Below are 14231 nucleotides of genomic sequence, written 5' to 3'. Positions count from 1 at the left end.
AAAATGACCCATTTTCGTTACCTCATATTACTCTTTTTTATATTCTTTATCACTCCTTCCTTCAGTCAAAACGATTGTTCCGATGCTTTAGTAGTTTGCGGAAATACGGGTTTTAGCGGATTAAGTGCCACTGGAATGGGAATCCAAGAAATAAGTGGCAATGTTTGTAATGGACAAGAAAATAACAGTATTTGGCTCAAAATTTCTATAAATCAAGGAGGCACTTTGGGTTTTACTTTAACGCCTGAAAGTTCGAACATTGGTGTTGATTTTGACTTTTTTATTTTTGGTCCAAATGTAACTTGTGGCAATATTGGTCAAGCAATTCGTTGCAGCACTACAAACCCACAAGCCGCTGGCTCTACCAGTAACACTACAGGAATGAATGGAACGGAAACACTTCCTACAGAGGGGCCTGGAGCCGATGGAAATAATTTCGTAGAGTGGCTCACCGTTAATAATGGCGATTCGTATTTTTTAGTAATTGATAGACCAATTGGCACAAGCAACTTTTCATTAACTTGGACAGGAACAGCTACTTTTACGGAACCTCCCGTTTTTGATATCCCTAACGGAACTGCAATTAATATTGAAGAGTGTGACAGTGATGGCGTGGCCGATCAAAAGACCGCATTTAATTTAGCACAAAATACTCCTATAATAACTGGTTCGCAAACGAATGTTGCAGTAACCTATCATTTAAATTCTAATGACGTATTAACGGGACTTAACCCTATTGCCAATACAGCCGCTTTTATCAATACGCAGAATCCGCAAACAATTTATACCCGAATTACCGATACCAATTCAGGCTGTTTTAATACAACAGATTTTCAAATTGAAGTTATTAATTCAGTAATTATTCCGGGTACTGATTATGCCATTTGCGACAATAACATAGATGGAAACAGCACAAACGGACGCGCTACTTTCAATTTGAATCAAGCTTCAATTGCTCTAATGCAAGGTCAAGACTTAACAAATTTTACAATAAATTATTATGCATCAAATGCAAATGCACTTAGCAACACGAGTGCTTATCCCACCAATTACACCAATACAATTCCAAATCAGGAAACGGCATTTATCAAGGTTACAGATGCTGATGGTTGTTTTAGAATTCAAGAAATCACATTAACCGTAAATCCGCTTCCAGCCGTAATAAATACAACGCTAGTACAATGCGACCCAGGATTTAATCCAGACGGAATCACATTATTCAATCTAAACGAAGCCGTTTCTGAACTGACAAATGACGATGTGAATTTAACGGTTGCATTCTTCTTTAACGGAAATTTGATTGATGCTAATTATACAAACATTTCAAACCCACAACAAATTAATGCGATAGTAACGAATACCACTACAGGTTGCGAAAGTACAAGTATAGTTACTTTGAATGTTAATTTAGTGAACCCTACAGTTACTATTCCGCCCGTTTGCGATGATGAAAGTAGCGAAGATGGCTTTAGTTCTTTTGATTTGGCGAATGCCGATTTAATTTTGACGCCAACACAAACAGTGCGGTATTACGAAACCTTGAACGATGCTTTATTAGAAGAAAATGAAATAGTAAATACCAATGACTATACAAATCTAACAGCCTACGATGCCACTATTTATTTCAGAATTGAAGAGCAAAACAGCTGTAATGGCATTGGAACATTAGCGCTTAAAGTAAATCGTCTTCCGAATATTTTGACAACATTAGAAAAAGACTATTATGTTTGTGAGAATCTTCCTGTAATGTACATCTCACTTGACCCTCGCCTTCTAGAAGGAAATCCTGCTAATTTTACGTACGAATGGTTTAAAGATAACGTAGCCTTACCTCAAACGACCTATAGCATCCAAGTCAATCAACCCGGAACTTATTCAGTTATTGTAACCAATGCTGAAGGATGTACTAAGACACGCGAGATTCTTGTTTCTAATTCGAGTAACGCCATTATTGACGACATCATTGTAGAAGACATAACATCTACAAAAAACAGTATCACCGTCATTTTAAATCCAGCAAGTATTGGAGATTTTGTGTATGCCTTAGATTACGAAGATGGTTTTTATCAAACCTCAAATTTCTTTGACAACATCACTCCCGGATTTCACACCGTTTTTGTAAAAGACTTGAATGGTTGCGGAACCGTAGAACAATTGGTGGCAATCGTAGGTGCTCCAAGATTTTTTACCCCTAACGGCGACGGCTACAACGACACTTGGAAAATTGCTGGTATCAGTCAATTTTTCAGCCCTTCCACCGTAACAACAGTTTACGACCGTTATGGAAAATTTATACGCAAGATATTTGCCTTAGACGACGGGTGGGACGGAACTTATAACAACGCTCCTCTTCCAGCTGATGACTATTGGTATGTAATAAAATTAGAAGATGGACGAACGGTTAGAGGTCATTTTTCTTTAAAAAGATAAAAAAAAGTTTTATATTTCGATAAATTAAGGATGGCTTCAATAAATGAAGCCATTTTTAATGAATCCAACCGATTTTTATATGACTACATCCATCATAATTTCTATTGTTTCGTTACTACTTTTCGCTTATATATTTGATATAAGTTCTGCAAGAACAAAAATACCATCAGTAATATTGCTGTTATTTTTAGGCTGGGGTGTGAAGCAAGTGTCTACTTTCTTTAACATTGAAATTCCTAATCTAACTTCTGTATTACCCATTTTGGGAACTATCGGACTGATTTTAATTGTATTAGAAGGCTCTTTGGAACTAGAATTAACGCGTTCTAAAATACCCTTCGTGCGGAAATCTTCGTTAGTAGCCTTTATTCCCATAATTGTAATAAGTTTCAGTTTAGCAGCAATCATTCATTACTACAGCGGATTAAATTTTAAATCAGCACTGTCTAATGCAATTCCTTTAGCAGTAATTAGTAGTTCAATTGCTATTCCGAGTGCTCAAAATTTAATTTCCAGAAATAAAGAATTTATTACTTATGAAAGTAGTTTATCCGATATTTTCGGAGTAATCTTTTTTAATTTCGTAGTCTTCAATGACTATTTTAGTTTTGAATCTATAAGTATATTTCTATTGCAAATTGTACTTATAATCATTATTTCTTTTATTGCTACCTTAGGTTTAGCCTTTCTTTTGAGCAAAATCAAACATTCAGTAAAGTTTGCACCAATTATTTTATTGGTAATTTTAATCTATGAAATATCCAAAATTTACCATCTTCCGGCATTAATCTTCATTCTTCTGTTCGGGATATTCCTTGGAAATTTAGATGAACTAAAACACATCAAATTCATCCAACGCTTGCGTCCTGAAATATTAAATAATGAGGTGCATAAATTCAAAGACTTAACAGCTGAAATGGCATTTTTAGTGCGAGCCTTATTCTTTTTACTCTTTGGTTTCCTTATTGAAACTGCCGAAATCATAAACACCGACACCATTCTCTGGGCGTTAGGAATTACCGCGGGTATTTTCCTTACTCGATTTATTTTGCTCAAATTGTTCAAAATATCTATCAGTCCATTGCTATACATTGCACCACGAGGCCTTATCACGATTCTACTGTTCTTGTCAATCCCATTAAGTCAAGTATCACCATTAGTGAATAATTCACTGATTTTACAAGTAATTATATTAACAGCATTAGTAATGATGCTCGGACTGATGTTTAACAAAAATAAAGAAAAGATGGAAGACGTAAATGCTCAATAAATCTTCTTCCTATTTCAAAATTTCAAACCCCAACAGAATTATAACTAATTTTATTGGGGTTTTTCTTGGCATAGTTAGGGTTTAACCATGCCTGCTTAGGGTTTTTACCAATACAACGAGGGTCTCCTCAATTCTAGTTAGGGTCTTTACCAAGTCAGTTAGCGTTTATTCCAACCTAGTAAGGGTTTCTTTTAACTTAGCTGGGGTTTTCATTAAATCAGCTGGGGTTTTCTCCTATACTACTAGGGTTTTTCCCTTCCAAAATTGATTTTTTTATAAGATTACTTAAGTACATTTAAAATTTTAGTATATATGCTGTGAATTGTTATCGGTACAGGGAACTATGCACTTGGTACATTATAAAATCATTGTGATAGACTGCTAAATTTGACAAAAGCAAATCAGTTTTATTATATGAATAAAAAAAACAAGTTTCTACTTTCAAGACAAGCGTCAGTTAATGAACAAACATTACAAATTAATTTCTACAACTATACTCTCAAATCGATTTCCACTCCACTCGATTGCCTGAAAATAAGCTACAAAAAAAAGACCTGAATTACTTCAGGTCTTCTTATGAATATCAATTTTAATTGAATAGAATATTATTCAACTGGATTGTTGTGTAAGTCTTCAATACGTTTGTGTTCCGATTTTGAAATTGTATCAACCAATACTGGTGTAGCAATAAACAAGGAAGAATAAGTACCGATAATCATACCAATCAACATGGCGAAGATAAATCCACGAATAGACTCACCACCAAAGATGAACATAATCACTAACACTACAATAATAGTAACCGAAGTATTAATTGTTCTACCCATTGTAGAGTTAACCGAACGGTTCACAATCTCGTTAAATGTACCTGTAGTTTTACCTCCTAGGTATTCACGAACACGGTCAAATACAATAACGGTATCATTTAATGAGTAACCAATTACTGTAAGAATTGCCGCTATAAAGTGCTGGTCAATCTCCATACCAAACGGAGCCCATTTCCACATAATTGCATAAACACCTAGTACAAAAATAACATCGTGTGCTACTGCAGCAACAGCACCAAGACTGTATTGCCATTTACGGAAACTGATTGTTAAATATAAAAATACCACTGCCATTGCACCTAAAACAGCCCAATAGGAATTAGTTTTAATATCTTCAGCAACCGTTGGCCCTACTTTTGACGCTTGTAAGACACCTACTGTTTTACCATCATAAGCATTTACAAATTTGTCATAAGTCATGTCTGCCGCATAGTGTTTTTTCAAACCTTCAAACAATAAAGTATTCACTTCTTTGTCTGCTTCTACACCGTTTTCCTCTACTTTAAATTTTGTTGTAATTTTAAGTTGGTTGTCGTTACCAAAAATTTTAGCTTCAACACTACCGTCAAACGCATCGTTCAAATCCTTTTTTACTTCATCAGTAGAAATTGTTTTATCAAAACGAACTTGGAATGTTCTTCCACCTACGAAATCTACACCTTGGTTCAAGCCATTTGTCATCAATGCAACAATACTTCCGATTACAATGATTGACGAAATGATATAGGTATACTTCTTGAATCCTAAAAAGTCAAAGTTAAAGTTAGTAAACAAGTTTTTAGAAAATCCAGTTACAAAAGTCAGTGTATGATTTTTGAAAGCACTCCAGTCTAATAAAATTCTAGTAATAAAAAGAGCTGTAAATAATGAAGTGAAAATACCAATTAATAAAGTAAGTGCAAAACCTTGAATTGGACCTGTACCAAATATAAATAAAATGATACCTGTTAAAATATGCGTAACGTTTGCATCCACGATAGAACGCATCGCACCAGTCCAGCTGTATGATTCATTAATGGCAACATCTAAAGTTTTACCTAGACGCAACTCTTCTTTAGCTCTTTCAAATATAATAATATTCGCATCGACAGCGGTACCCATTGTTAATACAATACCTGCAATACCTGGTAAAGTTAATACAAAACCAAAACTAGCAAGTACCCCAAAAAGAAATAACAAGTTGACTGCTAAAGCAATATTAGCATAAAGACCTGCTTTACCGTAGTAAATCATCATCCAAATGGAAACCAATAACAATCCTAATAAAGCCGAATTAATTCCACTATCAATAGCTTCTTGACCAAGGGATGGTCCTACTACTTCTGATTGAATAATATCTGCAGCAGCTGGTAATTTACCTGCTTTCAAAACGTTTGCTAAATCTTTTGTTTCTGAAACTGTAAAAGCTCCTGAAATTTGAGAATTTCCTCCGGCAATAGCACCAGTTGTAACTCCAGGTGCAGAATAAACTACATCATCTAATACAATAGCAATATTTCTTTGTTCTCTGTAAGCGTTTCCTGTTAACTCTTCCCAAGTTTTTGCTCCAGCACCATTCATTTGCATCGAAACACTTGGTTTACCCATTGAATCAAATTCGTCTCTAGCTTCTGTAATAACACCACCGCTCATTGGAGCTACATTGTCTCTATTTCCTTTTAAAGCATAAAGTGACAATGATTCTGTTTCTAAACCTTTGTCGTCTTTAAGCATTTCTGGTTTACCCCAAACAAATCTTGCGTAACGTTGATCACCTTGCAATAAATTACGAATATCCTGACGTTTCAAGTACCCATTCATTGCTGCAGTATCTTTAGGCGAAAACATCGCTAAAACACCACCACCACCTTGACTGATAATTTTATCAAATATTGGATTGTTCCCTTTAGCTGTAGCCGAAGAATCAGCGTCAGTTAACAAAGAAGCTAAAGTGTCTTTTACAACTGGAGCTACTGCTGTTTTAGAAGCTTCAGTTAACTGTAAAGCTGAATTTGCCGCTCCTAAAAACGGTCCCATTTCCTCTAACTTATACGTTTCCCAAAACTCTAACTGAGCGGTACTTGATAATAATTTTTTAATACGATCTACATCTTTAGCCCCAGGAAGTTCAACTAAGATACGACCTGTTTCTCCTAATTTTTGAATATTAGGTTGTGTAACACCAAATTTGTCAATACGTTTTCTCAAAACTAAGAAGGCACTATCAACAGATTCATCTACTTTTCTTCTGATTACTTCTTCCGTTTCAGCATCAGTCATTTTAAAGTTGACTCCGTCTGCACCTTGTAAGTTCTTATTAGCAAAAATATCTGGTGAAGCTAATTTAGTTTTACCTTGAGAATTTTCGTTAAATGCAATAAAGAATGCATCAATGTAAGTCTGATTTCCTTGTAGATTTTTAGTTGCATCATCCAAAGATTTGTTAAAGATTGGGTCTTTAGAATTATTAGCCAATCCTTTTAAAACATCTTTAACCGAGATTTGAAGGATAACGTTGATTCCACCTTCTAAATCTAATCCCTTGTTGATTTTCTTATCTTTTACTTCATCGTAAGTAAACATTCCAAGAAAAACATCTTGTTTACCAATGGAATCTAAATAAGCTTTTTCTTTGTCACTGTCTCCATTTGCATACGCTTTTGCTTTGCTTTCAACACTACTTGCCACAAATGTGAAAGAAAGTTGGTAAATACTTACCAATGCAAACAAAATTGCAAAAAATTTAATAAGTCCTCTATTCTGCATTATTACTAATAATTAATTAATTTTATTGTCTTTTGGTTTTTTTAATAATAAATTCACATTTAAATTTAAAGATTAATTAAAATACCTTAAACTCAAATGCCACTGCTATTTTTAAAACGAGCAAATATATAATTTAGATAAAGATTAACCAATTTATTTCTTAATTAATCTTAAAAAAAAGACTGCAAATGATGCAGTCTCTCTTATATATCTGTATTGTAAAACTATTTTAGATTTGCATTTAGTTCTGCATTCATACTTCTTACAGCAACTGCACTTTTAGCAAACTTCGCTTTTTCAGCATCATTTAATGTAATATCAACGATTTCTTCCACACCATTTCGTCCGATAATACAAGGAACTCCGATACAAATATCACTTTCTCCATATTCACCTTCTAGAAATACAGAACAAGCAATCATTTTCTTCTGATTGTTCAAAATACTGTCGACTAAATACGCTACAGAAGCTCCAGGAGCATACCAAGCCGATGTACCTAACAAACCTGTTAATGTAGCTCCACCAACCATTGTGTCAGCGGCAACTTTATCTAATTGTTCCTGTGATAAAAATTCAGAAACCGGAATTCCGTTGTAAGAAGCTAAGCGAGTTAAAGGAATCATTGTAGTATCTCCGTGTCCACCAATAACCATTGCTGAAACATCACCTTGAGGTTTATTAAGAGCTTTTGACAAGTAATATCTAAAACGTGAACTATCTAAAGCCCCACCCATTCCGATGATTCTGTTTTTTGGCAAACCCGTAGCTTTCAAAGCCAGATACGTCATAGTATCCATCGGATTCGAAACCACCACTATAATTGCATTTGGAGAGTTTACTAAAATATTTTCTGATACCGATTTTACAATTCCTGCATTAATACCGATTAATTCCTCACGAGTCATTCCTGGTTTTCTTGGAATTCCCGATGTTATAACCACAACATCACTGTTTGCAGTTTTAGTATAATCATTTGTAACTCCCGAAAGTTGTGTATTAAATCCTGTATTTGAAGCACATTGCATGATATCCATCGCCTTACCTTCGGCAAAACCTTCTTTGATATCTAATAAAACTACTTCACTTGCAATTCCTCTGTAAGAAATTACATCTGCACAAGATGCTCCAACGTTTCCAGCACCAACTATTGTAACTTTCATATTATGTTGTGTTTAAATTTAATAATTAGAATTTATATTGCAGTGCAATATTTGAATTTACAAATTTACCAAAAGCAACCGTAGTTTGAATAAAAAAATGATTAAATTCTACTCTACCTGAAACTTCACCTATGAGGTTAAATTTGTTATCGGCAATTGATTTTAATTGACCATTCAGTACGTTTTGTAAAGGCAATATTTCTTCAATTGCTCCTTTTTTCCCTTTTACCTTATATTCGAACGAACTTTTATTTGTAATAATACCAGAAGAAAGTTCAAATTTATTCCATTTTTTAGAAGCATTAATCTGTAATTGCCAAGTATCAATCAGACTATTTAAAGCATTGAAACCGAGATTTCCATATTCCGTTTCGACATCCAAAAAATTAACTGTTAAATCTTCTCGAGCATAAGCAACTAAGGCGGAAATATAAAAATTTCTAGCTTCTATTTTTTTAAAATATTGGCTTAATGAATGCTTGAAGCCTAAACCGTACACTTGATAAGACACTTTTTTAAAATCAACTTTAGAAGAAAATTTAGCGATTGCCTCGGTTCCAAATCCAATACCAAGAGAACCTTGAATATAAGGGTAAACAACTACCTCTCTATTAATCCCCTCAGGGCTTTTAAGATTAACTTGACTTCCGCCTAAAGTTCCCGTTAAAGTAACAAATTCATTACTACCCATCGCTGTGGACATCAGTGCAGAATCCTGCCCTTCTATTTGAAAAAAGCCTAATTCTGAATTATTAAGCCGAAAAGTTCGATCTGATTTCGGAACAAAAAATGTATTCATGTGGATTCCTAAAGTGAAATCCCACAATTTTGCACTTTGGGGTGTATTAACCCAACTTGATGCTGCTTGATAAACAGCAGCATCAGTAGCAGGTGTAACATAGTGGTCGGTAAAAAAAATAGCATCTTGTATTAGAAAACCAATTGCAGGATCTATACTTACATCTTGCGCAATCAGTTTAGAATTGCTTAAAAAAAGCATGCCTATTAAACCTATTGCCACGCCTAATTTACGCATCGATATTAGCGTAAACTGCATTTTTTTCAATAAATTCTCTTCGAGGCGGAACCTCATCACCCATTAACATAGAGAAAACTCTATCGGCTTCTGCCAAACTATCAATGGTAACCTGACGAAGTGTTCTGAAATTAGGGTCCATTGTAGTTTCCCACAATTGTTCTGCATTCATTTCTCCAAGACCTTTATAACGCTGAATACCAGCGCTTCCTCCCATTCTTTCATTTGCTTGATCACGTTGTGTATCATTCCAAGCATATTCTTTTTTATTCCCTTTTTTAACTAAATAAAGAGGTGGTGCGGCAATAAAAACATGTCCTTCTTCAATTAATTCGCGCATAAAACGGAAAAAGAACGTTAATATTAAGGTAGAAATATGGCTACCATCGACATCGGCATCACACATAATAATTACTTTATGGTAACGCAATTTAGAAATATTTAATGCTTTGCTATCTTCTTCAGTACCAATCGTAACCCCTAAAGCTGTGAAAATATTTCGAATCTCTTCATTTTCAAAAACTTTGTGCTGCATCGCTTTCTCCACATTCAAAATTTTACCTCGTAAAGGCAAAATAGCTTGAAAGTTTCTATCACGACCTTGTTTAGCAGTTCCTCCAGCCGAATCTCCCTCTACAAGATAAACCTCGCATTTTGCAGGATCTTGTTCAGAACAATCTGATAATTTTCCTGGCAATCCACCACCACCCATTACGGTTTTACGCTGCACCATTTCACGTGCTTTTTTGGCCGCATGACGCGCTTGAGCTGCTAGAATTACTTTTTGAACAATGATTCGAGCATCATTTGGATTTTCTTCCAAATAAGCTTCAATCATATCTCCAACCGCTTGACTTACAGGAGAAACAACTTCTCTGTTACCTAACTTTGTTTTAGTTTGCCCTTCAAATTGTGGTTCTTGAACTTTCACCGAAATAATAGCCGTTAAACCCTCACGGAAATCATCTCCTGAAATATCAAACTTCAACTTATCCAACATTCCGGAAGCATCTGCATATTTCTTCAACGACCTTGTAAGACCGGTTCTGAAACCTTGCAAGTGCGTTCCACCTTCGTGGGTATTGATATTATTTACGTAAGAAAAAATATTTTCTGAGTAACTGGTATTGTAAATCAAGGCCACTTCTACAGGTATTTCCCCTTTTTCATTGTCCATTGAAATTACATGTGAAATAATTGGCTCACGGTTTCCATCTAAGTATCGGATGTACTCTTTTAAACCTTCATCAGAATGAAAAACTTCTGTTCTAACTTCGCCTTTTTCATCGACTTCACGTTTATCTTTAAAAGTAATTGTAATTCCTTTATTTAGATAAGATAACTCCCGCATACGAGCGGATAAAGTATCGTACGAATAATCTATTGATTGCGTGAAAATTGTAGGGTCTGGATAAAAGGTTACAATTGTACCTCTTTTAGTCGTTTCTCCAATTTTTTTTACTGGATAAAGTGCTTTACCTTTTTCATACTCTTGTTCGTATATATTTCCGTCAGAACTATGAACAGTGGCGGTTAGATGTTTTGAAAGCGCATTCACTACAGAAACACCGACACCATGAAGTCCACCAGAAACTTTATAAGAATCTTTATCAAACTTCCCTCCTGCTCCAATTTTAGTCATTACAACTTCTAGAGCAGAAACACCTTCTTTTTTATGAATTCCTACAGGAATACCACGTCCATTATCTTCTACTGAAATAGAACCATCTTCATTTATATCTACACTAATGGTATCACAATGACCACCCATTGCCTCATCAATAGAGTTATCAACTACTTCATAAACTAAATGATGTAGTCCCCGAACACCTACATCTCCAATATACATCGAAGGTCGCATTCTTACATGCTCCATTCCTTCTAACGCCTGAATACTATCTGCTGAATAATTGTCCTTCTTGATTTCTTCGCTCATCTTAAGTCTTCTTCTGAATAATTTTGTTTAACGAACAAATATACGGAAACAACACTACAAATCACCTTAAATAAGCTTTTTGAAGCAGTAAGTTATTAACATTTGTTCTTAAAAACTTACAAGTTTTATAGTTTTTCAGATACTAGATTTCTTAATTTAAAAATTTTGGAAGCATCAAATTAATTTGTAATACAATTCTTATGAAATATTTAAATTAATACTAAAATATTAATTATGTTTGTTCACTTTTTTAAACGAAATACGATGAAAAAAACATTTATTACAGCTGTTTTTGCTTTAGGATTTATCTTTACTTCCTCAGCCCAAGTTAAGGGCGATGTTGAATTTGGAATCAACATAGGGTTAAATACATCTACTGTTACTGCGGGAAATTTTTCTGCAAATACGGGAATAGGTTTTAACGCAGGTTTCGCTTCAGATTATTACTTCTCAGACGGATGGAGCATCAAAGGAAAATTAATTTATGACCAGAAAGGCTGGGATAATGGTACTTTCGAAGATGAGATTAGCGTTTCTCGAGCGGACTATAACCTCAATTACCTTACAATTCCTCTAATGGCAAATTGGCACTTTGGGAATAAGAAAAATTGGTACTGTAACTTTGGGCCTTACGCAGGGTTTCTTTTAAATGCAAAGGAAAGCGCTAAAAATACAGATGTTAGTGACGCATTTAATTCAAACGATTTTGGTCTGGCATTAGGAATTGGGGTCAAAATTCCTGTATCTGATAAATTAAGAGTTTATTTTGAATATGAAGGTCAAAGTGGTTTTTCAGATATTTTCAAAAACAACCTAGGAGACAGAGTCACAGGAAGTCGTAATGCTTTTAATGTTGGCTTGAACTTCATGATGAAATAATTTTTTTTCTCCGTAAATAAAAAATGCCGTTTGAAATTCAAACGGCATTTTTTTTATAAATCATTTTCTCCTTTATTCTCTTCTAAATCCTCGTGGTTATCACCACCAATACTGTAATAATTATTCTCCTCATCTTCACTTCCTACTTGTTCCATTTTATCATCCAATTCTGAACCAGGAACATCTAAATCTTCCCCTGTCTTTACTGTTTCAAAATCTAGTTCGTTTCTTTCATTAGCGATATTTTGACTAATAGTTTGTTTCATTTTAGAAGAATCGCTTGGGTCAATTTCCTCTTCTTTTTTACCTTGTCTGTAAATATCTTCGCTAGGTGGATATTTTAAGAAATCAGGCACTTTTGATGCGTCGTTATTTTCTTTATTTGAAGTATCTTCTGAATTATTCATAACAATTTTGATTTAAAAATTAATTATTTAAAGTTACGTAAAAGAAAGAGGAACATCTTATATAATTCATTTATTTACTTACGTGATTTAATAAAAAAAGTCTGCCGTAAAGCAGACTTTTTAATATAAACAAAAAGATTTTAAATGTGAATCACTTCGTCATAAGCTGCAGCAACGGCTTCCATAACGGCCTCACTCATTGTTGGATGTGGGTGAATCGTTTTCAGCACTTCATGACCTGTAGTTTCTAATTTACGTCCTAAAACTGCTTCCGCAATCATATCGGTTACTCCAGCACCAATCATGTGACAACCTAACCATTCGCCGTATTTAGCATCAAAAATCACTTTCACAAAACCATCTTTTGCACCAGAAGCACTTGCTTTTCCTGAAGCTGAAAAAGGGAATTTTCCAATTTTTAAATCGTATCCTTTTTCTCTTGCTTGTTTTTCAGTCAAACCTACAGAAGCAATTTCAGGAGTCGCATACGTACAACCTGGGATATTTCCGTAATCAATTGGGTCCACATGCATTCCTGCAATTTTCTCTACACAAGTAATTCCTTCAGCTGAAGCTACGTGAGCTAAAGCTTGTCCAGGAACTACATCACCGATTGCATAATAACCGGAAACATTAGTTTCATAAAAATCGTTTACTAAAATTTTATCTTTATCCGTTTTAATACCAACTTCTTCTAAACCGATATTTTCAATATTTGATTTAATTCCGACAGCAGAAAGTAAAATATCAGCTTCAAGAATTTCTTCTCCTTTAGCTGTTTTTACAGTAGCTTTTACTCCAGAACCCGAAGTATCTACTTTTTCAACAGAAGAATTGGTCATGATTTTTACACCCGCTTTCTTCATAGAACGCTCCATTTGCTTTGAAATGTCTTCGTCTTCAACTGGAACGATATTTGGCATAAATTCAACAACAGTAACATCCGTTCCCATAGAGTTGTAAAAATGCGCAAACTCAACTCCAATCGCTCCTGAACCAACGATAATCATCGATTTTGGCTGTTCTGCTAAAGTCATTGCTTGACGGTAACCAATTACTTTTTTACCATCTTGTGGCAAACTTGGCAATTCGCGAGAACGTGCTCCAGTAGCAATAATAATATGGTCTCCTGAATATTCAGTAGTTTTTCCGTCTTTATCAGTAACGTCAATTTTCTTACCGGTTTTGATTTTTCCAGTACCTTGAATAACGTCAATTTTGTTTTTCTTCATCAAAAACTCAATTCCTTTACTCATTCCGTTAGCAACACCTCTAGAACGTTGCACCACGGCACTAAAATCTTTGTCGAATTCTGAAATAGTCAATCCGTAATCAGAAGCATGCTTTAAATAATCAAAAACTTGAGCTGATTTCAATAATGCTTTTGTTGGAATACAACCCCAATTTAAACAAACGCCACCTAAACTTTCTTTCTCGATTACAGCGGTTTTAAAACCCAATTGTGAAGCACGAATTGCAGTTACATAACCACCTGGCCCACTTCCTAAAACAATAATATCGTATTTCATTTTTTCTTTGGT

Annotated in this window: 9 protein-coding genes; 3 read left to right on the top strand and 6 right to left on the bottom strand. The window is 34.6% G+C overall.

The genetic code is table 11. The annotated features are described in order from the left end of the window. The first annotated feature begins 3 nt into the window (after positions 1-3). Entirely contained in the window at positions 4-2430 is a 2427-nt protein-coding gene (locus tag ACQ5J2_RS08510) for a T9SS type B sorting domain-containing protein (RefSeq protein WP_432669984.1), read from the top strand. Positions 2431-2473: 43 nt separating this feature from the next. Beyond that, positions 2474-3700, top strand: a complete 1227-nt coding sequence (locus ACQ5J2_RS08505; protein ID WP_432669983.1) for a sodium:proton antiporter — start codon at positions 2474-2476, stop codon at positions 3698-3700. Between the two features lie 605 nt (positions 3701-4305). Here the strand turns inward: ACQ5J2_RS08505 and secDF are convergent. From secDF to gyrB, 4 genes are all read right to left on the bottom strand, one after another. Then, positions 4306-7272, bottom strand: coding sequence for a protein translocase subunit SecDF (gene secDF / locus ACQ5J2_RS08500; protein WP_432669982.1), 2967 nt, complete (start codon positions 7270-7272; stop codon positions 4306-4308). 224 nt (positions 7273-7496) lie between these two features. After that, on the bottom strand, positions 7497-8432 hold the full coding sequence (locus tag ACQ5J2_RS08495) for a malate dehydrogenase (protein ID WP_432669981.1): 936 nt from the start codon (positions 8430-8432) through the stop codon (positions 7497-7499). Between the two features lie 25 nt (positions 8433-8457). Then, a complete protein-coding gene (locus ACQ5J2_RS08490) occupies positions 8458-9489 on the bottom strand; it encodes a DUF6588 family protein (protein WP_432669980.1) in 1032 nt (343 codons plus the stop codon). Then, on the bottom strand, positions 9461-11404 hold the full coding sequence (gyrB, locus tag ACQ5J2_RS08485; protein WP_432669979.1) for a DNA topoisomerase (ATP-hydrolyzing) subunit B: 1944 nt from the start codon (positions 11402-11404) through the stop codon (positions 9461-9463). The genes ACQ5J2_RS08490 and gyrB overlap by 29 nt, the downstream gene beginning before the upstream one ends. A gap of 264 nt (positions 11405-11668) precedes the next feature. Between gyrB and ACQ5J2_RS08480 the strand changes: the two genes are divergently transcribed. Further along, on the top strand, positions 11669-12283 hold the full coding sequence (locus ACQ5J2_RS08480) for a porin family protein (RefSeq protein WP_432669978.1): 615 nt from the start codon (positions 11669-11671) through the stop codon (positions 12281-12283). Between the two features lie 53 nt (positions 12284-12336). Here ACQ5J2_RS08480 and ACQ5J2_RS08475 read toward each other — a convergent pair whose 3' ends face one another. Continuing rightward, the gene (locus ACQ5J2_RS08475) at positions 12337-12690 is read right to left on the bottom strand and encodes a hypothetical protein (protein WP_432669977.1); all 354 of its coding nucleotides are present in this window, start codon (positions 12688-12690) and stop codon (positions 12337-12339) included. Positions 12691-12830: 140 nt separating this feature from the next. Next, positions 12831-14219, bottom strand: coding sequence for a dihydrolipoyl dehydrogenase (lpdA, locus tag ACQ5J2_RS08470; RefSeq protein WP_432669976.1), 1389 nt, complete (start codon positions 14217-14219; stop codon positions 12831-12833). Between the last annotated feature and the right edge of the window lie 12 nt (positions 14220-14231).

This window comes from Flavobacterium sp. SM2513 (genome assembly GCF_050908145.1).
Taxonomy (GTDB): domain Bacteria; phylum Bacteroidota; class Bacteroidia; order Flavobacteriales; family Flavobacteriaceae; genus Flavobacterium.
This window is presented reverse-complemented; position numbering and strand designations above follow the sequence as displayed.